General features: G+C 61.2%; 19 protein-coding genes and 1 pseudogene. 5 read left to right on the top strand and 15 right to left on the bottom strand.

What is annotated here, in order from left to right; genetic code table 11:
* Positions 1-59: 59 nt before the first annotated feature.
* The 8 genes from andR to IPF76_RS01135 are packed head-to-tail and all read right to left on the bottom strand — an operon-like array spanning position 60 to position 6878.
* On the bottom strand, positions 60-1073 hold the full coding sequence (gene andR, locus IPF76_RS01100; RefSeq protein WP_366498910.1) for an anthranilate 1,2-dioxygenase regulatory protein AndR: 1014 nt from the start codon (positions 1071-1073) through the stop codon (positions 60-62).
* A gap of 5 nt (positions 1074-1078) precedes the next feature.
* Positions 1079-1879 (bottom strand): 3-oxoadipate enol-lactonase, encoded by an 801-nt coding sequence (gene pcaD / locus IPF76_RS01105; protein ID WP_293838497.1) that lies wholly within the window; start codon positions 1877-1879, stop codon positions 1079-1081.
* Positions 1879-3078: a 3-oxoadipyl-CoA thiolase gene (pcaF, locus tag IPF76_RS01110; RefSeq protein ID WP_293838500.1), complete on the bottom strand. Its 1200-nt coding sequence runs from the start codon at positions 3076-3078 to the stop codon at positions 1879-1881. Before pcaF ends, pcaD begins: the two co-directional genes overlap by 1 nt.
* Positions 3075-3722: a 3-oxoacid CoA-transferase subunit B gene (locus tag IPF76_RS01115; protein ID WP_293838503.1), complete on the bottom strand. Its 648-nt coding sequence runs from the start codon at positions 3720-3722 to the stop codon at positions 3075-3077. Before IPF76_RS01115 ends, pcaF begins: the two co-directional genes overlap by 4 nt.
* Entirely contained in the window at positions 3722-4441 is a 720-nt protein-coding gene (locus IPF76_RS01120) for a CoA transferase subunit A (protein ID WP_293838506.1), read from the bottom strand. The genes IPF76_RS01115 and IPF76_RS01120 overlap by 1 nt, the downstream gene beginning before the upstream one ends.
* A gap of 36 nt (positions 4442-4477) precedes the next feature.
* Positions 4478-5395, bottom strand: coding sequence for a catechol 1,2-dioxygenase (gene catA / locus IPF76_RS01125; protein ID WP_293838509.1), 918 nt, complete (start codon positions 5393-5395; stop codon positions 4478-4480).
* A gap of 32 nt (positions 5396-5427) precedes the next feature.
* Positions 5428-5718 (bottom strand): muconolactone Delta-isomerase, encoded by a 291-nt coding sequence (gene catC / locus IPF76_RS01130; protein WP_293838512.1) that lies wholly within the window; start codon positions 5716-5718, stop codon positions 5428-5430.
* A gap of 2 nt (positions 5719-5720) precedes the next feature.
* Complete coding sequence (locus tag IPF76_RS01135; protein ID WP_293838515.1) at positions 5721-6878, bottom strand: muconate/chloromuconate family cycloisomerase; 1158 nt, start codon at positions 6876-6878, stop codon at positions 5721-5723.
* A gap of 89 nt (positions 6879-6967) precedes the next feature.
* Between IPF76_RS01135 and IPF76_RS01140 the strand changes: the two genes are divergently transcribed.
* Positions 6968-7879 carry a LysR family transcriptional regulator gene (locus IPF76_RS01140; RefSeq protein ID WP_293838518.1) on the top strand — a complete coding sequence of 304 codons (912 nt, stop codon included), beginning with the start codon at positions 6968-6970 and terminating at the stop codon, positions 7877-7879.
* Here IPF76_RS01140 and IPF76_RS01145 read toward each other — a convergent pair whose 3' ends face one another.
* A complete protein-coding gene (locus IPF76_RS01145) occupies positions 7880-9220 on the bottom strand; it encodes an MFS transporter (RefSeq protein WP_293838521.1) in 1341 nt (446 codons plus the stop codon). It abuts the gene before it with no gap.
* A gap of 380 nt (positions 9221-9600) precedes the next feature.
* A pseudogene (locus tag IPF76_RS01150) lies at positions 9601-10568 on the bottom strand (glucokinase).
* A 318-nt stretch (positions 10569-10886) separates the two neighbouring features.
* Between IPF76_RS01150 and IPF76_RS01155 the strand changes: the two are divergent.
* The 4 genes from IPF76_RS01155 (at position 10887) to IPF76_RS01170 (ending at position 16091) form a co-directional block, all read left to right on the top strand.
* Entirely contained in the window at positions 10887-12257 is a 1371-nt protein-coding gene (locus IPF76_RS01155) for a DUF6119 family protein (protein WP_293838524.1), read from the top strand.
* 32 nt (positions 12258-12289) lie between these two features.
* Positions 12290-12655, top strand: a complete 366-nt coding sequence (locus IPF76_RS20685; RefSeq protein ID WP_366499273.1) for a DUF6119 family protein — start codon at positions 12290-12292, stop codon at positions 12653-12655.
* Between the two features lie 257 nt (positions 12656-12912).
* A complete protein-coding gene (locus IPF76_RS01165; protein WP_293838530.1) occupies positions 12913-13926 on the top strand; it encodes a RelA/SpoT domain-containing protein in 1014 nt (337 codons plus the stop codon).
* Positions 13923-16091 (top strand): hypothetical protein, encoded by a 2169-nt coding sequence (locus IPF76_RS01170; protein WP_293838533.1) that lies wholly within the window; start codon positions 13923-13925, stop codon positions 16089-16091. The genes IPF76_RS01165 and IPF76_RS01170 overlap by 4 nt, the downstream gene beginning before the upstream one ends.
* A 45-nt stretch (positions 16092-16136) precedes the next feature.
* Here the strand turns inward: IPF76_RS01170 and IPF76_RS01175 are convergent, their stop codons facing one another.
* The 5 genes from IPF76_RS01175 to IPF76_RS01195 all read right to left on the bottom strand — a co-directional run bounded on the left by IPF76_RS01175 (position 16137) and on the right by IPF76_RS01195 (position 24711).
* Positions 16137-18194, bottom strand: a complete 2058-nt coding sequence (locus IPF76_RS01175; protein WP_293838536.1) for an AAA family ATPase — start codon at positions 18192-18194, stop codon at positions 16137-16139.
* A gap of 375 nt (positions 18195-18569) precedes the next feature.
* Positions 18570-19232, bottom strand: coding sequence for a hypothetical protein (locus tag IPF76_RS01180; RefSeq protein WP_293838538.1), 663 nt, complete (start codon positions 19230-19232; stop codon positions 18570-18572).
* A complete protein-coding gene (locus tag IPF76_RS01185) occupies positions 19136-22903 on the bottom strand; it encodes a hypothetical protein (RefSeq protein WP_293838541.1) in 3768 nt (1255 codons plus the stop codon). Before IPF76_RS01185 ends, IPF76_RS01180 begins: the two co-directional genes overlap by 97 nt.
* A 264-nt stretch (positions 22904-23167) precedes the next feature.
* Positions 23168-24016, bottom strand: a complete 849-nt coding sequence (locus IPF76_RS01190; RefSeq protein ID WP_293838544.1) for a hypothetical protein — start codon at positions 24014-24016, stop codon at positions 23168-23170.
* Positions 24017-24207: 191 nt separating this feature from the next.
* Complete coding sequence (locus IPF76_RS01195; RefSeq protein ID WP_293838547.1) at positions 24208-24711, bottom strand: hypothetical protein; 504 nt, start codon at positions 24709-24711, stop codon at positions 24208-24210.
* Positions 24712-24715 lie beyond the last annotated feature (4 nt).

Here is a 24715-nt window from a genome sequence, read left to right on the forward strand (position 1 = left end):
CCGCCTCGCACCTTCGAAATCGCACGTCAGCGCCCGTGGGACGGAGCGGGACTATGAGGTCAGCGGAAGCGCTGCGCGCGGTTGCGTGCCAGCGTTTCAGACGGTGCCTCGCCATAACGCTGGCCATAATATTGGGAAAATCGACCGAAGTGCGTGAACCCGCAATCGAGCGCGACATTTGTCACCGATGTTCCGCCGACGCCCTGCGCCAACAAGGCACGGGCGCGATCCAGCCGCAGATCACGCAGGTAACGCATCGGACTTGTGCCGCGAAACCGCTGGAAGGACAGCAGCAAGGTGCGCGCCGGAACGCCAATAGCCTGGGCAATATCCTCAAGCCGCAGCGGTTCTTCGCTGTTTTCTTTCAAGTACCGTTCGGCTCGTGTCACCACGGCGGGCGCGACCCCTTTGCCCGGAGCATCCTTCATCCCCTGACCAGCGATCAAAAGATGCAGCAAAAGCTGCTCATAGGATCGCGCCACCGAATCATGCGCCTGAATGAAACCAATCGTCGCTGGGACGGCCAGCAGGTCGCGGATCGTCACCAGCCAAGGCTGTAACTTCGGGTTCGATAAATCGATCACGCTGTTCAGCCGCGACGATGACGCACCCGTCTGCGTTCGCCATGTCTCCGCATCGACCCGCATGACAAATTGTTCGCAATCGGCCGAAAACTCGCCGCGGAGCGGAGCCCCGGCCGGCAAATAATAGCCTCGGCGCGGATCGATATCGATCGCCTCGCCGTTGTCGGCCTGAATTCGGGCGCTACCCGAAAGGCAGCATAATATAAGGTGATAGCCGTCGATAGCCTCGACATTGACGCGCATGTGGCCAAACTTGATCGCTCCGATACCCATGCCGGGCAAACGCAGAAAATCCATATGAGCCCGCAAATTTGTCATGCTGCCAACCGGCACCAGATCATGCGGTTGCATCACGCGCGAGATCATTTCCCGCGTTTCATCGACATCGGTCGATTCAAAGAGACGACATGCCGCCAATGGCGAGCGCTGTTGATGTAGTGAGAGATTGCCGGTCATCATCGTCATCCCCTTCGGCCCGTGGGCCGACATTCAATCTAGCAGACTATGCTCTTCATCACGAACTCCAAAACCGCGTCGGCAAAGAGGGCGGGTTGTTCAATATTCGACAAATGTGCAGCATCGAGCGTCACCAGGCTGGCGTCGGGCAATAGTCGCATCATGATGTCGGCATGTTCGGGAGGCGTAGCGGGATCCTGCAAACCTGCAATGACGAGCGCGGCCTTACGGACCAGAGGCAAAACGGGGCGCATGTCCATGTCCCGGATAGCGGCGCAGCATCCTGCGTAGCCAAGCGGATCGGTTCGCAGCAACATGTCGCAGACTTCGGCAATTTCGTCCGGCGCGCGCGCGCGGTATGTCGGCGTGAACCAGCGTTCGATCACCGCCTGAGCGACGGCAGTCATACCCTGTTCGCGTACCAGTTCGATGCGCGACTGCCAGCCCGACGGCGGCCCCATGCTGGCCGAGGTGTTGCATAATATCAGCCGGTCGATCCGCTCGGGGGCGCGAAAACCGAGCCACTGACCGACCATGCCGCCCATCGACAACCCGCAAAAATGCACCTTGTCGAAACCCAGGCCATCCAGGATCTCGACGACATCGCGCCCCAGCCGATCCATGGAATAGCCACCGGCGGGCGCATCCGACGCGCCATGCCCGCGGCTGTCATACCGTAGCACGCGAAAATTCTCGGCAAAGGCGGGCAGCTGGGGTTTCCACATTTCCATTGTGGTCCCCAGCGAGTTGGACAGCATCAAGATCGGCCGCCCTTCCCTGCCGTCCAGCCGATAGGCGATCCGGCAACCGTCACCGGTCGTTATGTACCTCTGCTCCATCAAACCCGCTCCACCGCGATCGCGACGCCCTGGCCGACGCCGACGCACATTGTTACCAAGGCGCGCCTCCCGCCTCTGGCTTCAAGCGCATGAACGGCCGTCATGATCAGGCGGGCGCCCGACATTCCAAGTGGGTGGCCCAGCGCGATAGCGCCGCCATGCGGATTGACATGGTTGGCAGCCGGATCGACCCCCAGCGTCCGCAAACAGGCGATGACTTGGGCGGCGAAAGCCTCGTTGATCTCGATAATGTCGAAGTCACCGATCCCGAGACCAAGACGTTCGAGCAATTTGCGCACCGCTGGCACAGGTCCAACGCCCATCAAATCCGGCGATACGCCCGCGGTCGCCATGCCCAATATCCGGCCGCGCGGGGTCAGCATATGGCGCAACGCTGCATCTTCGGAGGCCACGAACATAGCCGCGGCGCCGTCGTTGACCCCCGATGCATTGCCCGCCGTGACCGTACCATCGCTGCGCACTATGGGTTTGAGACTGGCCAGCTTGGCGAGCGAGGTTTCGGGGCGGGGATGTTCGTCGTCACGAAAGCGGGTCAAACCACCCTTCTTGTCCGCGATTTCGACGGGTACAATCTCTGCGACAAGAAAGTCGCGCGCCGCCGCAGTCCGTTGTTGGCTTTGCAGCGCGAACGCGTCCTGTGCGTCGCGGCTCACGTCATAAGCCTGTGCTACATTTTCAGCGGTTTCCGGCATCGAGGCCGTGCCATATTCATGCTGCAGGCGCGGATTGACGAACCTCCACCCGATGGTCGTGTCTTCGATGTGTGCCGCGCGCGAAAAGGGAGCGGCAGCCTTAGCAAGCACAAAAGGCGCCCGGGTCATGCTTTCGGCACCGCCCGCAATCGCCAGATCGATCTCGCCGCTGATGATCGCACGGGCCGCAGTGCCAACCGCGTCGGCGCCCGATGCACACAGGCGATTGATCGTCGAACCCGGCACCGTATCGGGCAGCCCGGCCAAGAGTGCGGCCATGCGCGCGACATTGCGATTGTCTTCTCCCGCCTGATTGGCTCCGCCGAGAATGACTTCGTCAATATCGACCGGGTCGAGCGCGGGATTGCGCGCGATCAACGCGCGGATCGGGTGCGCCGCAAGATCATCGGCACGCACACCTGCCAACGCACGGCCAAAAGCCCCGATGGGTGTGCGAACGGCGTCACAGATGAATGCCGATCTCATTCTGCCAAACCCATCTGAAAGGCCGCCTCTGTGGACGCATGAACATCATCGAGCGACACGCCCGGCGCCAGTTCGATCAGCGTCAAACCGCCGCCACGCTTGTCGCATTGGAAGACCGCCAGATCGGTGATGATCAGGTCGACAACCCGCGTCCCGGTCAAAGGCAGGCTGCACCGCTTCAGAATTTTGGGCGCGCCCGACTTGTTCACATGGTCCATGATGACGACGACACGGCGTACCCCGGCGACCAGATCCATCGCGCCCCCCATGCCTTTCACCATTTTTCCCGGGATCGTCCAATTGGCGATATCGCCATTCTCGGCGACCTCCATGGCTCCCAATATGGTGAGATCGATATGCCCGCCCCGGATCATGGCGAAACTGTCTGCGGACGAAAAAAAGCTTGATGTCGCCAGCTGGGTGATCGTCTGTTTGCCGGCGTTGATCAGATCGGGATCGGCCTCGCCTTCATAAGGGAAAGGCCCCATTCCCAGCATGCCATTCTCGCTTTGCAGCGTAACGCGCACATCGGCCGGAATATGGTTGGCCACCAGCGTTGGGATGCCGATGCCCAGATTGACGTAATAGCCGTCCTTCAGCTCCTTTGCAGCGCGTGCCGCCATTTCATCGCGTGTCCAAGGCATCAGCTTTGCTCCGCTTCGGGGCGCGGGCGGGTCGTGAGATGCTCGATACGCTTTTCATACCCCGCGCCCTGGATCACGCGATCGATGTAGATTCCTGGCGTATGGACATGATCGGGATCGAAACTGCCATCGGGCAATATTTCCTCGACCTCGGCGACGGTCACACGGCCTGCGGTCGCCATATTCTGATTGAAGTTCCGCGCCGTTTTTCGATAGACCAGATTGCCTTCGCTATCCGACCGCCAGGCTTTTACTATGGCCAGGTCGGCATGCAGCGCCCGTTCCATAAGATACATCTCGCCGTCAAATTCCTGGACCGGCTTTCCCTCGGCCACGACGGTTCCAACGCCGGTTTTCGTGAAGAAGGCGGGGATACCCGCACCGCCCGCGCGCACGCGCTCCGCCAGAGTTCCTTGCGGGGTCAGCTCGAGTTCAAGCTCGCCGGCAAGGTAAAGTTGTTCAAACAACTTGTTCTCGCCGATGTAGGACGAGATCATCTTTTTGATCTGCCCCTTTTTCAGCAGCGTCCACAAACCAAATCCATCGGCCCCGCAGTTGTTCGAAATGATCGTCAAATCGCGGACACCCGACTCCCAAATCGCCCTGATCAGGTTTTCAGGGTTTCCCGACAGTCCGAAGCCGCCCGACATGATCGTCATACCGTCGAATAATATGCCATCGAGCGCCGATGCTGGATCTGCGTGTATCTTGCTAAACACGGTGCTTGAATCTCCTCACCTATCCATCCTTCCGCTCTATCCGGCGCGGGGGCGCGTCGATGCCAGCGTGTCGGCGTCCGACGCGGCGGGGTGAAGGATGAAATCAAACTCGATCTCGGAAAAAGGTTCGTTGAGATTGTTCGCAACAATCGCCTCGGTTTCCTCACGGCGTACCACCGCCGGGATCAAATCATCGCGCGTCGCAAAGGCGAAATCATCGTGAAGATAGGGGTCGCCGTCGATATTGATCTGCGTCGTCAGATGCAGGCATTTGTTGGCCGACACAAAGAAATGGATATGCGCCGGACGATGGCCATGGCGTCCCAATTTCGTCAGCAGGTTGTCGCTCGACCCACCCGGCGGGACCGAATATCCCGACGGAATGATGGAACGAAATTTGTAGCGCCCCTCACTGTCGGTTTCGATCTGTCGGCGAAGATTATATGCGGGCTGCGACGGGTCGAAATGCGAATATCCTCCAGCCGTGTTCGCGTGCCAGACTTCGACTAACGCACCGGCCAGCGGCTTGCCCGAAATGTCGAGCACCCGGCCATGCATGATCAGCACCTCGCCCTTTTCGGTCCCATCGTCGAGCCGTGCCTCGCCCACGCTACGCGGAGCCCCGGCGACATACAGCGGCCCCTCAATCGTTCGCGGGGTGCCGCCTTCAAGGCCAGCGGCGGCGGCCTTGCGGTCGGCACGGATGTCGAGAAAACGCTCAAGGCCGATCCCGGGAACGATCAGACCGAATTCCGGTGCGGCTTGCTGAGCAAAGTGGAGCGCATGCCAAAATTCATCTTCGCTGATGTCAAACGCGTCGATCGTTGCAAAAAGATCGGCCAGCATACGGCGCATGATCTGCTTCAGCCGCGGATCACCCGCCTCAGCGTCGACACCGCTCGCTCGATCGAGAAGTTGCTGAACTTCGGCGCTTTGAACAAGATCTTCCGACATTTTCATTTCTCCCAAAGCTATCGTGAAAAGCGCTATTGATCGCTGGCGTGTATCGATGAGGGATGGCGGCAAAGGGGCGTGACGCGAATTTCCATGTATGGAAACAGCGGCAGCGCCGTCAGAATCGCGTGGAGTTCGTCATGACTCTCAACGTCGAAAATGCTGACGTTGGCATAGTGTCCGACGACGCGCCAAAGATGGCGCCATTTGCCTTGCCGTTGCAGATCCTGCGCGCGCGCCTTTTCGGTCCGCTTGAGTTCTTCGGCAATCTCCGGATCGAGGTCGCGGGGGATCGATACCGTCATCTCGACATGAAACAACATGACTAGGCTCCTTCAGTCACAGCGACAGGGTGCAGGCTCGTCGTCCGGTCGCGGCTCAGGAACGCGACCTTGTCCTCATCCAGATGGATCCCCAACCCTGGCCCGGTGGGAATAGCGAGCGAGAATTCGGAGTAGTCCAGCGGCTCCGCCAGGATTTCCTCGGTGAGCAACAGCGGCCCGAATAATTCGGTGCCCCAGTCAAGGCTAGGGAAGGTTGAAAACAGGTGCGCGGACGCCACCGTACCCACCCCGCCCTCAAGCATCGTTCCGCCATAAACGCCAAGCCCGGCAGCATGGGCGACCGCAGCCACCCGTTGCGCCGCAAAAAGCCCGCCCGACTGCTCAAGCTTGATCGCAAATACGTCGGATGCATGAAGCGCAGCGAGGTCGAACGCGTCGCCCGGACCGTGCAAGGATTCATCGGCCATCACTGCAATCCGGGAAATCGACACGAGCCGCGCCATTCCCTTGGCGTTCGCGCGCGAAATGGGTTGCTCGACGAGATCGACACCCGCGTCGGCGAGCATCGCTATGCCGCGCCGCGCGACTTCCTCGTTCCAGGCCTGATTGACATCGACGCGCACGCTCGCTCGATCGCCCAAGGCAAGCTTGATGGCCGCGACATGCGCAATATCATCGGCGAGCGCCCGCTTGCCGATCTTCAACTTAAAAATATTGTGGCGCCGCGCCGACAGCATCTTTTCGGCTTCATTGATGTCGCTTTCGGTGTTGCCGCTGGCGAGCGTCCAAGCGACCGGGAGCCTCCCGCGAACCCGCCCGCCGAAAAACGTGTCGATTGGCAAACCAAGGCGTTTGCCATGCGCGTCGAGCAAAGCGGTCTCGACCGCTGACTTGGCAAAATGATTACCGACGATCGCCCGCTGAATGTCCAACATCGTTCCTGCAACACAGGCGGCATCAGCCGTTCGCAGCACCGGCTCGATATAGGCATCGATTGCCAGTTTGATGCCTTCGGGGCTCTCCTCGCCATAGCTTAGTCCCCCAATGGTCGCGGCTTCGCCGATCCCCTCAATGCCGTCGGCGCAAAGAATACGAACCAGCACGATCGTTTGGCTGTGCATCGTGGCAACCGACAGCACATGGGGCCTGATTGTCGGCACGTCGAGGAGTGTCGTTCGTACTGAGACTATATCGATCAAGTTCGAATCCCTTCAGGCCATCGGCATAGCGCTTGGCATTCCGGGCATGAAGGACTAGATCAGTCCGGGTTTATATCTCTGAGGTCTTAATGGAACTGCGGCATCTTCGATATTTCATGGCCGTGGCGACCGAGCGCAGCTTCACGCGCGCCGCCGAAGTCCTGCACATCTCCCAGCCACCGCTAAGTCGGCAGATCCGCGAGCTCGAGACCGAAATCGGCAGTCCGCTGTTTGTCCGCAACACGCGCAATGTGAGCATGACCGAGGCTGGCCGACTCTTTCACGACCAAGCCGCGCAGATCCTTGCGCGGGTGGACGAGCTGAAGCACATGATGGCCCGCTTCGCCGATGCTGAGCGGCGACGCTTCGTCATCGGCTGCGTCGGGTCGACGATCTACGGCACGCTCCCCATGCAATTCCGTCGTTTCCGCGCGGAATTTCCGGAGCTCGATGTCGAGCTTTCCGAAATGACGACCCTTGAGCAAATTGCGGCTCTGAAGGCAGGTCGAATCGACGTCGGCTTCGGGAGGCTCAATTTCGACGATCCGGCGATCCGTTTTGAAGTGCTGATGCGCGAGCGTCTGATCGTCGCGCTGCCAATGAACCATGCGCTCGCACTGCGGACCGACGCGATCGACATCGAGGCGCTCGCCGCCGAACCATTGATCCTTTATCCCAGAATGCCGCGGCCCAGCTATGCCGACCAGATTCTCCGTATTTTTAATGAACGCGGTTTCAGACCTAAAATCGTTCACGAAGTGCGCGAGCTTCAAACTGCGCTGGGTCTGGTCGCGGCCGACGCGGGCGTGTGCATCGTACCAAGCGCAATGCACCGCCTCCAGCGCGACGACGTAGTCTATCGGGAACTCACCGATCCGACTGTCACGTCGCCCATCATCATGAGTACGCGCATCGCCGACGAGTCACGCGAGCTTTTGTGGTTTCTCGATATGAGCCGCGAAATGGCGCGCTCGTCCACGGACGGTGACGCGGCGCCCTGACTATTCGGGATGGATATTCCGCAGCGCCAATGCCTCCGCTCTGCGGTGGAGCGCCAGCAGCAGCAACACGCCGCCTACACACAGAACCGCAGGTATGGCGGCAACGCCAAAAAGTGTCGCCTGTCCCCAGTCGGCAGCGAGCGCAAGCCCCCCCGCCATCGGGCTGACGACCGCGCCCAACCGGCCCACCCCGAGCGCCCAGCCCACACCCGTCGAACGTATGGCTGTCGGATATAGCATCGCGGCGAAAGCGGTAAGGCACAGCGTTGAGCCAACAATACCGAAGCCCGCCCCAACGACAAGCAAGCGAACGATGTCGGGATCGGTCCCATAGAGCCCCACCGCCAAGGTCAGCGCAGCGCCAATCGAATATCCGCCGATCAGGACGGCATGCGCGCCAATCCGGTCAAGCATCCAACCGGCGAACAGGCCGCCGACAATGCCGCCAAGCTGGAAAAAAGCGACGGTGCGGATCGCTTCTGCCATCGGCCAGCCCTGATTGCGAAAGATGCTCGGCAACCAGCTTGCCAGCAAATACATGATCGCCATTCCGAAGAAAAAGGTAAACCAGAGCGCCAATGTCGGCGCGCCCCGACCTTGGGCAAACAAGTCGCTCACGCGCCCCTTGTGCATGCCGCTATCGATGACAAACCGGTGGCCCTGCTCATAAGTGTAGCGCTTATCCACTTTCGCGAGGAGCTTGCCGACCTGCGCAGGATCACCGTCATTCGCCACCATGAACCTGATCGATTCCGGCAGGGCAAACACCAACGCCACGCATATCACGAGCGGGATGACCCCACCCAAGATAAATATGCCCTGCCAGTCGATCAATTCGATCAGGTCACCAGCGATAAAGCTGCCCAGCACGCCGCCGAGCGGGACAGCGGAATACATCAAGGTAACAGCGAGACCGACGCGCTTTGCAGGCACGAACTCCGACGTTAGCGCTGTAATATTCGGAAGGCAGCCGCCGATGGCAAAGCCGGTGATGAAGCGAAGGATCATCAACGGAACTATGGACGATGCAAGCGCGGTCAGCATCGACGCGATACCGACAATCAGGAACGCGCCGATAACGACCTTGCGCCGACCAATCCGGTCGCCGAGTGCGCCAAGCGAAGCGGTGCCAAGCATGATACCGGCAAAAGAGGCCGACAGCACCGGCCCGAACGCCGACGTCGGCAAGCCCCAATCTTCGGCCATGCGCGGCGCAACGATCGCCATGGTCTGGATGTCGAGGCCATCGAGCAATGCCACCAACGCGCACAAAATAACGACGCGAACCTGGTAACTGCTGACGTTGGCGGTGTTGATCTGCTCCGAAACATTGACGTTCATTGAAAATTCTCCTGAAGGTGTCTGGAGCAGAGGCATTGCCGTTCAGTGCCGACGCTTCCTTCATTTCCTGCCGTCGGCGGACTTCGGGGGCCGGGGCATTGGAGCGTCATGGAAACGTCAAATGTTATTCGCGTGACGATCGGCCCCCGTAACATCCTTCGGGGTTGCCGCTTTGAAGTTTGACGACCGGAGTTCGAGAATTTCCCAAGTGCCATTTGCGGCGTAGAAACATGTACGCCCGGAACAAAAGACTATTTCAATCCCAATTCATGCCGCGAGGGTATCAACGGCGGCGGCCATAGGCTCGAAAACGGGAAGAATGGGCTGACCCGGCCAGGAACCGCACATCACCGGGAGCAGAGTTTTACCCCCTCGACGCCTCAGCCAAATTGCCGCGCGAACGCCGCTGCGGCGCCAAACAGGCCGGGTTGTGGATGCGTGATCAGCTTCACGGGCAGCGCCGCCATCAGATTCTCGAACCGGCCTTTGGCGACGAAGCGTTCGGGAAAGCCCGAGCGGACGAGGCTGTCGCGGATGCGTAGCCCCAGCCCGCCCGCGATGACCACGCCGCCCGCGCCTTGCGCCAGCGCCAGATCGCCGGCGACGCTGCCGAGCGACAGGCAGAAGCGGTCGGCCGCGGCGGCGGCGAGGCTGTCCTCACCGCTCATCGCCATCGTCCAGATCGTCCGGTCGTCGAGCGACGCGACCGGGCGCCCTTCGAGCGCCGCCAGCGTTTCATAGATGTCGACGATCCCCGGACCCGACACGATGCGTTCGATCGACACGCGCCGGTGGCGTTCGCGCAGCCGCGTCAGGATCGCATCCTCGATGCTGTCCAGCGGCGCAAAGTCGATATGGCCGCCTTCGGTCGCCTGGACCCGGTAATCGCTGCCGTCGCGCCAGATATGCGCGACCCCAGCCCGGTGCCCGGGCCGATGATGCTGATCGTGCCGGTCGCCGGCAGCGGTTCGTCAGGACCGCTCAGCCGCTCGAAATAGCCCTCGTCGGCCTGCGCGACGGTATGGCCCACCGCCTCAAAATCATTGACCAGCACATGCCGGTCGACGTGCAGCTTTTCGCCGATCAAGGCCGGGCGGATGAGCCAGGGGTTGTTGGTAAAGCGAATGACGTCGCCGCGCACCGGTCCCGCCACCGCGATCGCGACGCTGCGCGGCACCCCGCCTTCGCGGCGCGCGAACGCTTCCCATGCGGACTGGAAGCTCGCGTGATGCGCGGTGTGCAGCGTCGTCGCTTCGTCCAGCGACACGACACGGCCGCCCGCGACTTCGGCGATTGCAAAGCGCGCATGGGTACCGCCGATATCAACTGCGACGACTGTCTCGCTCATAACGCTCCAGCTCAAATTGGGTCAGTGCCTTAATGCGGATGTCGGAGGCTCACCCGGAATGCAACTCGCATAGCTATGCCAGATTTGGCAGCGCCAATTTATCGAAAATTTGAGCCGTCCGAAGCCGGAGTAGGCCGGGTGCGGTCAGTCAGCTTTTAGCGGAAGTTTTGCCAAAGGAGACATTGGGCCATTACTGACGATAAGGCTGGACCATAAGTTATTAAGGTTCATTCGCCCATCGCGTCATGTGTCTGACCGGATCTATTTGTTCTTCCCTGCTCGCTCAATTTGAAGCACATTGGCGTTGGGGGAATGAGTATGGCTAATGAGAACGGCGATTTAGCGCTCGAAACGCCAACGCGCGAAATTGCGCAGATCACGTTTCACCTCGCAATTGAAGGCGCCGATTTCGATACCGTCGTCGACCTCGACGGCAGCGAAACCAAAAAGGAAGAGCTGCAGATCGAAGATTTCGAGTATGATGGTGTTCCCTGCCGCTTCATCTACTTCAAGACAGCGTCGAGGCGGACGACGCCGCCGTGGCTCGCATTTATCAACGAACGATTGCCACTCGAAGCGCCGATCCAGTTCGCCGACACAAGCCGAAGCCCGAACGGCGTGCTCCTGATCAGAATCGAGGAACGCGTCCTTGCAGCCGCGTTTGGCCGTGCAGCCGCCTCATGCCTCAAGAAGAGGGAGATGGTTCCGGATTTCGGAATCAAAACCGCAATGAATATGTGCGGTAACGAAGAAATCCGCCAGACGCGAAGCCAAAGCAACGCCATCACCCCGACGCATATTGATCGCCAAGTCAGCCGCCCTTCAGACACTTTTGTATTCGGGCTGAGCGACGCCGAAGATCTTCGTTACATCTCCGCGCATTTGAAGGGCGACCGCAATGTCACATTGCAAGGCCGCGATCATCTCACCGTTAAAGTGATTGGCAGCGAGAAACTTACATGGGAGCGAATGATAAACCGCTGCGGTGATTTTCTCGAACGTTATGAGGCGCGAGATTACATCGAGCTCTTCCCCAATTATCGCAATTTCCAGCCCGCCAGCGACGATGAAATTATCGCCCTCGATGCGGCGCTGATCGCAGCGCTGAGAGCACGCGATTTTGCCAAGATTGATCTCACTATCCCGGAGTTTCTCCAAGAAGACGAGTTCAGCTTTTCATTTACGAACCACGCGAGGAAGGAGAACAAGATTTATGCGTTTCTCTCCCCGACGCAGCTTGAAGAGCAGTTCAAAAACCTTGACGATCTGAAGGTCGAACGATTGCAGTCACGTCGGATCTTCGCCTATTCGGCGGCTGAAGATCGCGTGCTCCGCCACCGGTACTGGTCGATCTACGATTGCCTAGTGTTTGAACATGAACACAGCGGTGAATATTTCCTGCTCAGCAGTGGCAGATGGACGAAGGTCGATCCCGAATTTCATCAGTCGATCGTCGACTTCATCAAGCACCAGGTTCGCGAGGAGCCTGCCGAAGCTGCATATTGCAACATCGACATCAGCGACGACACCACAAAAAGAAATAGCGAGGCGATCTTCAACGAGAAAGTCGTCGCGCTCCGCCCGTCGTCTATACTTTTCGACCGCGCCAAGCTAAAAATCGGGACAGGTCGTAAGGACAAGGAGTTCTGCGACATTCTAGATTTGGGGATGATGGGCGCATCCGGATAATAAATGTCAAACAACACAAGGATGCGTCGTCGATCAACCACCTCTTTTCGCAAGCCAAATTTTACTGCGAGGCTTTTCTCAACGACGATATTTTCCTAGCCGAAATCCGAGGGCATATCGATGCCAGCCCATCGCCCCGCAAAGCCGATTACCTCGCCTATATCAAAGAGGACATCGCCGATAATCACGGTCAGAATTACCGGCTGTGTCTCTGGCTCCTCTACGACGCCAAACTTGCAGCGCCGACCAAGACAGACATCCCGCTGATAGCCCAATATGAGCTTAAGCTGATGCATGATCACTTGCGCAAAATTTGTAAGGTGGAAACAATAATCCTCCGCTTTGTGCCCGTAACGGTTAAGCGATACACCACCGGTAGAAAGCCCAACACCACGTAAAACGCGCTGGCCGTTTGCAGTCAGGTCGCTTTTGACAGGGGATTCAAAAAGAGGCGGTCGTTCGCGGCGCGCCGAAAAGGTATGGACTTGATCGACCATTCAATGTGCTAAATTTGGTTTCCCAATAGTGCTGACATACCTGCGCAATCACGAAGTGCATTTATGCGTAGCCGCAGGGTCCACAACACGTCCTCGACATTGTATGCCTAGTTCCTTCCGTACACTTGGCCGAAGGACGCATCGCAGGCCAGAGGTTGGTGCGCGAAGCAACCATTTCGATGCCAATATTCACTGGCCCGACATCACAAATTGCGCCACGCGGAAATCCCCGGCTCCGAGGAGAGAGCATGACGCTAGAGGACTATGAGCGCGAACGCCGCCCCGAGTATGAAAGATTTGGTTCCGTCGTCGCCTCGATCCCTGAGGCCGTGATTCTTAGTGCGGGCTCCTTCAGACTCCAGCAGGTAAAGTCGCGCGCCAAGACGACACGCTCGCTCGCGAAGAAGTTGACGGACCGGGGACAGGAGCGCGGCCTCGATCTTCTATCGAGCGACGCGGTCGAACAGGAGATAAAGGACCTCGCCGGTTGCAGGGTTATCTTCTACACGAACAGCGATGTGTCACGCCTGATCGCGTCCGGGCTGATCGAGGAGAATTTCGAAGTCCTCGAAACGAAGCTCCATCACCCCCGGCAGGATACCGAGGAGGCATCTCAACTTTATATTTCTAACCATTACCTCGTGCGGCTCCGTCCCGAGCGCACGGGTCTCGCCGAATATTCGCGGTTCTCGGACATGCGATGCGAAATCCAGATCCAGACGATACTGAACCACGCATGGGCCGAGATGGCCCACGACACGATCTACAAGGAGCCGAACCTCGACGGTTTCGGATCTCGCGCGCTCGATCTGATCAAGGACCGGATGGCCCGGATTGCTAGGAAATATCTCGTTCCGGCCGGATATGAGTTCGCGAAAGTCGCCGCCGATTTCGATCGCCTCATGCGCGGCGAGGATCTTTTCCGAGGAGAGGCACTCGCAGCGGTCGCAAAGGCGGCGAACAACAACGAGCGTGCAGAAGCCATCGAGACATTCGCCGAAAATGTCCTGCCTCTCTACGACAATCTCGCAGCCGAGTTTCCGGATATCTTGGCCACGCTAAGCGAGGCCGTCGAAGCCGCGCGCAAGGACCCGGGGTACCGATCGAAACGCCCTATGGCGAGATCGCGGCCCGGACCGCGCTCTCGATCACGCGGCAAGTTGCGAAATTGATCGGCGACTATCGCAACATCGATCCCGCCGCGGCGCTGGATGCGCTTATCCAGCTATATGAAGGCGCAGCCTCGCAAGAAGAGCGCGAGGTCCTGGCCAAGGCTGCGAAAAGGATTTCCGGACTCAACCTCGCCATATGGCGTCGTGCGGGACCCCACCACCAGGCTATCGTGCTCGAGAAGGCCGAGGCTGCGCTGGCCGCGGGGAAAGGCGCCGCCTTGCTGCCCCCTGCTTGTCGAGGCCATCGAGCCGATGCTGGGAAGCGAGCTCGAAGGGTCGGAATCGAGGGGCAGCGCCTGGTGCTGCAGCGAGCCCCTATGCCCGGCGACGAGGATACGCGCTTGATGCGGCGCCGCGCTACATCCATCCTCAAATCCCTCTATCCTATCGCGGAAAGCGACGAAGAGCGCAGCCGGCTTCTTGCCGCACTCCGAACGGGCGCCCGGCCGCCGGTTGGAGCGGGCCTTATGCAAGGCCAGGCCGCTATGCTGCTGGAGAGCGCGGCGGAATATGTGGAGTTCCTGTCCGCGCTCGTGCCCGACATCAGCTGGGATCTTCTGCAGAGCGAAGAAAAATCCGTGCTTCGCCTCTACCAGATCAACAATGCGATCTCGCCTGATCTCTTGGCGCAGCCGGAGGTGCTCGATCTTCAGGCCCGGCTGGGCAAGGCGATCACGGCATTCAGAACCTCTGTCGAATCGAACGGTGAATATGGGATCTTCCGGCTGCTCGTGGGATTTGGCGGCGTCTTTCCGCCCTCGTGGGACAATCCCTCCTTCGACTATCAGGAAGAGAAGGAATATCGAACTCAGGGCGTGTCCGATCTCGTGGCGGGCGTAACCCCGGAAAATGAGCGCGTTTGGTACGAGCGCGCGATGGGCTTCGCTGCCATCCGATCGAACGATCTCATGACATTCCCGATGTTCGGAGACTTCCTAGCCCGGCTGGGCGAGCAAAGACCCGCTATCGCCCTCGCCTGGCTAGAGAAACTTGCGGAACCGCTTGCCAGCTTCGCATCAGCCCTGCTTCGCGGACTCCAGAAAGTCGACCCTGCTGGCGCCGAACGCTGGCTAAAAAGCTCGATTGACGTAGGCCGTTGGCTCGCCGAGATCGCATGGTTCGAGCGGAACGCCTCCCCATTTGACGAGGCCCTCCTAGCAGGCGCACTTCAGCGAGCTATCGAGAGCGACGAGCGCCACGCTATCCGCATTGCGATGCATGCAGCGGGACAGCGCTTTCCGGAGGGGCCCGGCAATCTCATCGCGGGCATTTTCATGCCAGCGCTCCACCATATGAGCGGAAAGGACGATAGCTCATGGGTCGGGACCGGTTGGGGCGCCTGGCACTACCCCGAATTGATGCATGCGCTCGACGCTGACCAGGCCGCGCAGGTGCTTGCCGCGCTCCAATATTATCCAGACCTTGACGATAGCGCTGACCAGATAGTCGGCGCGATCGGCAAAACTTGGCCGGAGGCGGCACTCGACTTCTTCGGCGAGCGGTTCCGGATCGCGCATGGCGATGAGAGGCCCGACGAGTTCGATCCGATACCCTATGCGTTGGACGACAGTCTCAGGGAGGCTTTCGCCGCTCATCCAGCGCTCCTGTTGCAGAAGGCTCGGGAATGGTACGACCGCGACGCGCGCAACTTCCGATATTTTGGCGGCAGCCTCATCACCTCAACCTTCCCGGCTATCGGGGAAGGCCTTGAGCCGCTGCTGGCAGCGCTGGCGGCGGGCTCCGGAGCGGATCATGCCTTTCTGCTCTCGGTCCTCGCAGCCTATGACGACGTGGCTATCGTTGCGCCCACTATCCGCGCCCTGGTGGCCAGGCTGGAAGCAGAGGATCCGCTGCTCGACCGAGCCGCGCGCATTCTCGGCGACATCAATGGCGTCGTGATGGGCGAAATGGGCATCGTCGAAAGGCTGGATCGAACGCGCACACTGCTCCGGGATTGGCTCACGGACCCCAATGCGCGGGTACATACGTTCGCCGCCCGCGAGATCGAAACACTCGATCGCAGGATTGCCGCTGAAACGCGCGCCGCCGAGATTTCCCGTGCTGCCCGAAAGCTGGAGTTTGGCGACGATCTCGACGAGGTCGGCGATGGGAGCGCTAGGCCTTCACTGTTGCAAAGACGCCAAGTTGAAGCCGCTCGATTCTAATCACCTAGCCGTTCCAACTGTTAGGCCGTCGTTAAACCGCCGCTCTTACCGTCGTGTGAAGCTGATGACCCTCTGACTGAATCCCGTGAGTTCCTGGTTGTTTATTGCCTGCGTCTGCCATGCCGGGTTGGTGTCGTGGTGGAAGTTGTTGCCATAGTCCTTGAGCGCGCGAAGTTCATCGATGTTCGCTTGGTCGAGGATCGGGTCCCCGGCGCCGAGCCGCTGCACGCATACATTGATGAAGGGCCCGATCAGCTTGCCGGGTGGAAAATCCACGGGATAAGCGACGCGAAGATAAGCTTCGAGCATCGGACGAAGCGCGGTCGCAACCGCGCGCTCGATCGCCGGATTGCCCGTGTGGACAAACTCGGCGACGAGGGCATGATTCTTGTCATGCTCGGTGATGCAATCCTGCCGCACATCCCATTCGGCGATCGACGAGCCCTGCCCGTCGCGCCGAACAAGGAAAGCGCTCCGGTCATTTACGCCCGCGCCATTCCACACCTCGCAAAGATAAGGCTTGAAGTGCGAGAGAATGATCACCTGCCGGACACGGCCGAGCAGAGCCCTGATCTGCTGGACGGTCGCGACCGAGCGATGCTCGTCGAGGCTTGTCATCGGATCGTCGATCACGACGATCGCATTCGCGAGCTGCGCATTCTGCTCGAGCGAAGCGAAGAAGAATGCGAGTGCCAATGTGTTGCGATCCCCGGCGCTCAGCGTGTTGCGAAAGCTCGTTCCCTCGTTTGCGGTCACTGGCACCGCCACCTGGTTGATGACGACACTATAGGTGCAGGATGATCCACCACGGGTGTTCACCGAGTTCACGGCATCGATGCGAAAGCCCGCGCCGAAGCGCTGCAGATAATCGTTGGTCGCCTGCTGATAGGCGGGGAAGACATTCTCGCGGTAATTTGTGAGGGCGTCGCGCGCGGCATCGCGCAGACCTTCGGTGACGAGCTTCGCGGCCTTCTCGTCGATGCAGGCCTGGCAAAGCGTCGCGGTGGGTTCGCTATGACGAAGCTTGATGAGCCGCAGCCGCGCAAGATCGGTCTCGGCGTTACCGACATTCGCGCCCGCGGCCTGCTCCTTCACTAGCGCGATCGCGTCGTTCCGCGCCACAAGCTCCGCCGTCGCCGCACTCACCGCGTCGCGCTCCCGGTCATAGGCCGCGATCCCCTCCAGCGCGTCGGCACCGAGCTCCGCCGCCTCGAGCGGAGCCGCGAACTTCGCGCGAAGCGCGGTCAGGACAAGATCGCGCGCCGCATTCCAGTTCCGCAGAATCGCAGCTGTATCGAGCTCGAACGCCGGCAATTCGACATAGGCACTCCAGAAGGTTCGTGCCTCGCTCACCTCTCGCACCGCGCGCTCGAAGCCCGCCTGCACCTCGCCGCGATGGGCATCGGCGAAACTCTTGCCGGCATCGGTGACGGCTGCCTTGAGCGCGTCATAGGCCTCGCTGAAATAGGCCTGATAGTGGCGCAGCAGCGGCGAGGCAGCGAGATCCTGCTCGCAGAAGGGGCAAGGCTCGGCGGCGCCGTCGGCCGCCAGCGCGGGCAGGAAGCCCATGCCCCTCGCGACCCATTCCTCGCCCTCCTTGCCGAGACGCTGCAGATGCTCGCGCACCCGCGCCATCGCCTCGGCTTCGACATCGCCCAGCGTCCGTCCCAATATCGCGTTGATCGAAGCGGCGTCGATCGCCGGCAATGCGGCCGAGACGAATACTGCGCGAGCGCCAATGGCTTGGGCATCGCGTGCCGCCGCGAGAGCGCGTTCCGCGCCGCCGATCGCGGCATCAACATCATTCTCATTCGGCAAGGCGCAGAACTGGTCGACCGTGAGCGTGCCGCGCGTCGCCGCGGGAATCGCCGCCTCATGCTGGCGGATGGCGCGATTATGCTCCTCGATCCGCGCCACATGCCCGAGGAGCGCCGCGTTGAGGGCGACTCCCGGCGCACCGAGGATAAGCTCGTGCAGATTTTCGCGGTGCCCGGCCTCAAGCTCGATGCCCGAACAGACATTGGCGGCGACAAAGGCATCGTCGAACACCATGATCTCGGGCGAGGCGCTGTTCCAGGCGCCATTCTGGAACGTCCGGTTCACCCCGGCAACGCTCAGGACGATATGCGGCTGACCGGCGGCGCCAAGGCGCCGACGCTCGGTAACGCCTGCGGGATCGCCGGTCCCTGCAGACTTCAGGATCGCGGCAAGTGTCGTCTTGCCGCGTCCATTCTCGCCATAGACGAGGCTGAGCTTCGTCAGCGGGGAAGCTGCGCCGCCGCGACCGCATGATCAAATTGTCCGATATTGCTCAGTAATTGAAAGCACTCGAGCAACGCCCATCCCCCCTGCCAGATTATGCCCCAAAACTACCCCGTCGATCTCCGGGTCCGCGCGGCGGATCCCGCAGGCGCAGCGCGGCATCGATAGCCCATTCTACCGCCCAGTCACGCCCCAGACTGATCCAATCCGACTTGTTCAATCGCCGCCTCGCTGCCGCTCGCGCTCGGTCGGAAGCGGCGGCCGAAGATCGAGCCCGCGCGCAAAAAGCCGGACCGCGCCGCCAAGCTCCTCCTCGATCCTGGCAGCCTCCCCCTCAAGGAACGCCATCAGCCCTACAAAGTCCAGCATTTCAGCCGTCTCGGGATGCTTCCAGCTGCAGTCGGATCCGACCGTCACGAGCAGGCATCCGGTGCGGCGGGTCTCCGGGCCGAGATATTTCTCGACAATCTGTTCGCGGAGCGCCGCGCGAAGCTTCGCCGCCGACCGCCGATTCTCGCCGATTTTGAGCTCGATCACGCCCTCAATTGGTCCGCCGAGCGAGGACAGCCGGATATCGGTTTCCTTCTCCTCGGCGGTCACCCTCTCCTGATCGACCTTATAGGCGCTGCGTGCTGCATGCTCCAGTTCGCGCGCGATTTGCCGGCGCATCAGCTTCTCGTCGCTGACAAGCTGCCATACAGCGCGCGGCGACGCATCGTGGCGCAGTTGATCCTCAAGATCATCGAGCCGATCGACAAGAAGCGCCGCCATATCGGCATTGGTCATCGGCGGCAGGTCCCGGCGCGCGAGAAGCGCGACGACCGCCGCCTCGTCGAAGCTTGCCGCATCGGCTTCCTCGGCCGCCTTTTCGTGCGCCATGACCAGTGCCCGGTCGCGAAAATCCTCGAACAACGGATCGGCGGCGACGGCCAGCTTGTAGGGCCATGCCTCGGGCCCCGGCATGCGCAGCAGCATCGCCAGCACATGGCCGCGGCCACGCTCGGCATGATCGCGGGCCTTGGGCGAATAGGAGCCTTCGTGGACGAGGTCGGTAGCGGGATCGACGTGGACATAGGCGAGACGCGACAGCCTCGCGAGCAGATCGGCAGTGAAACCCGGCCGCGCCAGATCCACAAGGGCCTCGCTATGCCGGTCGCCAAAAGCAAGGAAATCCATTCAACTGCAGGGCCTTGCTGCGACGGCTCGTAATTCCCGATAATATCCTCGATCGCCCGCACGCCGGCGGGCGGGTCATGGTTCAGAAGGAAGGGCATCCATATGCGGGTCATCGCATTGTCGCCCCTGGCAACCGCCGTCTTCGCCATCGTAACGATGTCGCCCACAATCTCCGGCCCGCAATGCCGGGTGAGGATCTGCAGCACATCACGGAGGCGCTTGGCCTGCCCGCCCTCGTCGCCGCCGCTCGCGCGCCACTGCCCCGTGTCGAGCCACGCGCGAAGCCGGGGAACGAAAAAGGCCGCGATGGCGGGCACGGCATAGCGGATATTCTGGAGCTGGAACGACTGGAACGCGATCGGCTCTGAAAGTTCGGCCGTAAGCTCGCCGCCCAGCATCTCATCGACGATTGCAGGATGGAGCTCGACGAGACGGCCCAGCCATACCGGGAATCCCGGAAGTTCGAGCGGCGCGTAGCGCAGCGCGGGACGAACCTCGTCGGGCGACAAGCCGTCCGTCCATGCCGGATCCTCGGCTTCCGCCGCAATGCCCGCGAGCCCGAGCCGCCAGATCGTCTCATAGGCACCGCGTTCGTCGGCGGGCCGCTCGCTGCGCAGGCTCGGCCAGTCCTGCCGCCAGAAGCGCATGAGCGCGGCGCGCATGCGATCGGCGACATCCTTTCCGAACTGCCGCTCGATGAAGGCGCGGTTCCAGCCCGACGAATGGCAAATATCGCCGCCCTGCTCCATCGCATGCCAGAGGCCGCGAAGCGTGCCGACGACGCGCTCCTCGCTGAAGGCCGCATCGGGGCTCCGCGCGACCTCGCGCCAGAACAGCATCCAGCTCGCGAGCTCCTTCGCCTCGCGCCGCGCGTCGCTGCGTTCGCGGCGCTCGCGTTCGCGCATCATGCGTTTCGCCTCGCGGCTCATTGCGGAGGGCTTGGCCAGATCGCCGAGACGTGCGCCGAGCGCCGGCAGGTCGGCGACATAAGGCCCCAGCGTCGCGAGATGCTCGGCCCAGGGCTTTCCCTCCTCCCCCATGCGCGCCGCCGCCTCGAGGAAGAATGCGCGATCCTCGGCGGAGCGCGACCGGTCGGCGAGTCCGGCGATCGCCCAGGCCAGATCCTTTTCGTCGCGAGTCCATGATGTGAGCGAGGCGAGCCGCACATAGCGCGCGAACGGCGTAGAAGCGGGCTCGTAGCTCTGGAAGAAGCGATCTTCGAGTTCGAAGACCAGCTGCCGCGTCTCCGGCAGAAGCGCCGGCAGCGCCGCGCGAAGTGCCTTCATGCCGTCATCATGGTGAAGCCGGCGCGGCGCTGTTCCGATCGCGACGATGCAAGACCAGATGATCTCGCGCGTGACGGCGGTCTCGCGCAGTTGCCGGAGGCAGGTCGCGATCAGCGCGGGCGTCAGGAACGGCCGCGGCGTCGGCAGATGCGGATAGCTCCGCTCGTCCCATGTGAGACCTTCGACAACGAGCGCCGTGAGCCCGGCGCGGAGGCCGTCCAGCATATCACGGCCGACCTCGGACGAGGCGATGAGCCGCGGCAGGTTGAAGGAAATATCGCCGACCGTTCTTTTGGCCTCGGTCACGCGCGCGAGCGCGGCGCAGAGCGCATCCACCGGCATATGGCGCGGGAAGAGCCGGAGCAGCGCCGCTCGTCTCAGGCGGACCGACCAGCGCCCCTCGTCGCCGGCGACCGCCGCGACGACATCGGCGAGCCGCAGATCGCCGAGCAGGATGAAAGCGTCGAGCGCCGCGATGCGCTCATCGTCGGCCGCGCCATCGATGACCAGGCCATATAATATGTCGGCGCAGCCGGTCATGCGGCCGCGCCCCATCATCGCGATGAGGATTTCGCGCACCTCGCCATTTTCGACGCCCGCCGCCCAGATATCCTGCACGAGCGGATCGAGATCGGGCGCGGCGAAGCGGTGGATCTGGATCGAGGGCGCGCGAAGCAGCCGCCATCCGCCCTTTCCATAGCGATCAACGAGAGCGGTGAGCGCCCGCCCGCGCTGCGTGAGCGAGAGCGATTGCGGATCGCCCGCCATGAGGAGAAGCTCGGGCTCGCGCGTGCGGAGCTCCCCGAAGATCATGTCGTTTCCGATCGCCATCCATGCCGCGACGGGGCGCAGCGAAGGCCGGACGACATGCTGTCCATTGGCGGTACGAGCGAAGAGCAGCCGCTTGACCGATTTCAGCGGCAGGCCTTCGGCGAGAAGCAGCGCAAGCTGCTCGGCCGCGAGATATTCGATGACCGAGCGATGGTGGAAGCGGACGCGCCCGTAGGAGGCGAAGCCGAAAAGCGGCCGCTCGAGCAGGGTCGCGATATCCTCGGCTGCCCATCCGGTGAGAATGCGCGCCGGATCGAGCGGCGCCTGGTCGGCGGGACCGTCGCGGTCGGCCGCGGCGCTGTGGCGCAGCGTGAGCTTCCTTGCGAGGGTCGCCGCGAGCGCGAGCTTGCGCGCGCCCTCCATCGCCCGGTCGGCCGCGAGCGGCGTCGGTTCGCGCCGGTCGCTGCGCGGTTTCAGTTTCGCCGCGATATTGGATGCGACCTGGTCGCGGTGCGTGCGGATCCGTCGATGTTCGCGCCAATCGGCGCAAAGCTCGACAAGATCCTGCGGCCGGCGCGCGAACTCCTCGGCGCCCCGCTCCCGGATATCGGCAAGCAGCGCCCCGGGATCGTCGATAGCCTGCGAGCGCGCGAGCGCTTCGATATTGCCGAGCGAGAGCGGCAGTAGCGCGACATTGCGCCACTCGCGCGCCGGCGGCGGGTCATCCTCGCCGCGGCCCGGCCGAGGGCGACCAGTCGCGATTTCCGCAAATTCGCGCTCACCGCCTTCACCCATGTCGATCGCCGGAACGGGCAGATGTTTGCGGACGAGCTGCATGTCGAGCGGAATGGGGCGGCTGGTGATGACGATATGCGCCCGGCCCAATTGCCCGGCAAGCTCCCGTGCGAGGCGTTTCAGTGCCTGCTCGAACGATCCGAGACTGAGCTTGAGCTCGTCGATACTGTCGAGAAAGAAGGTCGCAATCTCGCCCTGCGAACCATGCCATGCGTCGAAGCGCGCCTGCTCCTCGGCCGAGAAGAGTTCGGCAAGCCCTTCGCGCGCGAGACCCGCGAGTTCGATGAAGAATGCGGGCTCGCCCGCATCGCGCATCGCCTCTTGCCGCGCGCGGCATTCATGCGTCTTGCCCGCGCCCGCTTCGGAGATGATCAGCACTCGCTTCGATCGCAGGAGATCGTCCCACGACGAGCCCTGGTGCCAGCCAAGCTCCATCAGATAGGCCGTCTGCTCGCCCTCGCTGAGCTTGTCGTCTGGGATATCCTGGAAGAAGCGCTCGATCAGCGCCGGCTCGCTTTGCACGGGTCATCGGGCGATTCTACATGATTTGACGGTTTCGCAAAGATCGTTCGCCGGCGTCGACAAGAAGTTCGATAAAGGTGTTCGAACGCTTTTCCGCTCGGACGGGGCGCAAAAAGTCCACACATTCCAGGCTTGGTTTGAACCGCCCTGGGCTCAGAGGCTATCTCGACCTGCCGCCAAAGTTTCACAAATCAATCCAGTGACCACTTTCAGGCGACGCGATCTAGATCCGAATGTCCGACATGAGGCGCGAAACTAGACCACTCAGTTGGGCAGCTTCACGATCTCGGCTTCGATATGCTTCACGATTGCGCGCACGTCAGCATCGATCTGTTTGACGAAGGTATCGTTGACTTCGGAACGCTCATTGCCCTCCTTGTCCTTGCCGTTCCTGTGAACACAGTCGTGCCGAATGGGCAGCGCCTTGAACATTCGCTGCCGGCAATCACTATCAGGGAAGAGATGGAATCCGAGAGTGGCGTGATAAATCGAGCCGACCTTTTCGAAATTATGGTACATGAGATCGCGAAGATTCCCTGCCACCGTGCGCTTCACGATGTCCGGGTCGGCATAGATGTCCGCGAGTGAAAGTTTCATGTCCCTCAAACCGTGTATCGCGGTCAGCGCCGTCGCCAGAACAGCTGGCTTGTTCAGGACCAAGCCAATCAGTGTGTCTGATAGATAGGCTTCCAAAGCCGCGAACTGCTGGATGAAAGCCATTCGGTTTACGGTCGGCGTGTAGAAGGACGCGTTCGCAGCCCTGAGCACATGGCTCACATCGACCAATGTGTTAATCAGACTTTCCGCCGGGTTCTCGGGAATGTCGAGGTCATCATAATCCGGCGGATCGGGCATGGTCATGAACGCGTTGCTGCATTCGACCTCCACTTCCTCATGATCGTAGACCATCGCAGCGATGTGGCAGTCGCCGTTCTGTACGTGGAGCATGAAACCAGTGCTGCAATGATCGCAGTCGACGTCGGCATCGTCCTCTACAAACCGCTCGTCCGCGTTGTCACCGATCCAGTGGGTCTCGGGCACGACGATGTCCGCCTGCACCACTTCGCTGCAGATCGGACACTTGAATTTGATCGACGATTCGTATCGCGCCATGCTCGCCCTTGTCTTCAGTCAAATCTATGCGGCATCCGAGGCGAAGTCTATTTTGTTGAAACCTGATGTAGGTGGGGAGAGCTGAAACGGCGCCGATACACCGTATCCTAACAACGGCAGCTTTCAGTTCACAATGGCGGACCATCGCAACGGCGACAATCAGGCGCGTTCCGGACATGACTGGCTGAACACTATTCTGTCCGCGTAAAAACGCAGCCATCTCCAGTCGGCGTCAACTCCAAGTCGCCACGCCGATCAGGGCCATGAATGCGCCAAGCAGGACGCCCCCGGTTGCCGCCCAAGTCACCCACCAGTCCTGCTCGTCGCTCGACCGTCGCTCCTTGATCATGCCCTCGACGCGGCCAAGTGCATGTGAAAGCGCGTCGCGAGGCGTCGCCGACAGATTTGCGATACTCCGCACTAAAAGCCATCGATGCTTGGTGACTTTCGGCGGCAAGGGTCAGTGGCGTGAGACGCATCGCGGGTTTGTCGTGGATGCTCGCGATGTGCTGATCGATCTGATCGAGGCGCGCTCCCATGTCACGAAGCGTCGGCAAATAGTCGGGCAGCTTTTCCTTGGCGGACGTAAGCCCTTCGATCGCGGACCGTTGCAGGGAAATTTCGCTGCGCAAATCATCGAAGGCTTTGGCAGCATCGTTAGCGGGCGGGGGGACGGGCGTGAGTTTGCGTGTCATGGAC

It is taken from the genome of Sphingopyxis sp. (genome assembly GCF_016704835.1).
Lineage (GTDB): Bacteria > Pseudomonadota > Alphaproteobacteria > Sphingomonadales > Sphingomonadaceae > Sphingopyxis.

Excerpts from the sequence above, each read along its gene's own strand:
- IPF76_RS01190 (WP_293838544.1), bottom strand. The coding sequence starts at position 24,016 with ATGGCGCGATACGAATCGTCGATCAAATTCAAGTGTCCGATCTGCAGC.
- andR (WP_366498910.1), bottom strand. The coding sequence starts at position 1,073 with ATGTCGGCCCACGGGCCGAAGGGGATGACGATGATGACCGGCAATCTC.
- IPF76_RS01145 (WP_293838521.1), bottom strand. The coding sequence starts at position 9,220 with ATGAACGTCAATGTTTCGGAGCAGATCAACACCGCCAACGTCAGCAGT.
- IPF76_RS01115 (WP_293838503.1), bottom strand. The coding sequence starts at position 3,722 with ATGCCTTGGACACGCGATGAAATGGCGGCACGCGCTGCAAAGGAGCTG.
- IPF76_RS01155 (WP_293838524.1), top strand. The coding sequence starts at position 10,887 with ATGGCTAATGAGAACGGCGATTTAGCGCTCGAAACGCCAACGCGCGAA.
- catC (WP_293838512.1), bottom strand. The coding sequence starts at position 5,718 with ATGTTGTTTCATGTCGAGATGACGGTATCGATCCCCCGCGACCTCGAT.
- pcaD (WP_293838497.1), bottom strand. The coding sequence starts at position 1,879 with ATGGAGCAGAGGTACATAACGACCGGTGACGGTTGCCGGATCGCCTAT.
- IPF76_RS01180 (WP_293838538.1), bottom strand. The coding sequence starts at position 19,232 with ATGGCGCACGAAAAGGCGGCCGAGGAAGCCGATGCGGCAAGCTTCGAC.
- pcaF (WP_293838500.1), bottom strand. The coding sequence starts at position 3,078 with ATGAGATCGGCATTCATCTGTGACGCCGTTCGCACACCCATCGGGGCT.
- catA (WP_293838509.1), bottom strand. The coding sequence starts at position 5,395 with ATGTCGGAAGATCTTGTTCAAAGCGCCGAAGTTCAGCAACTTCTCGAT.
- IPF76_RS01140 (WP_293838518.1), top strand. The coding sequence starts at position 6,968 with ATGGAACTGCGGCATCTTCGATATTTCATGGCCGTGGCGACCGAGCGC.
- IPF76_RS01195 (WP_293838547.1), bottom strand. The coding sequence starts at position 24,711 with ATGACACGCAAACTCACGCCCGTCCCCCCGCCCGCTAACGATGCTGCC.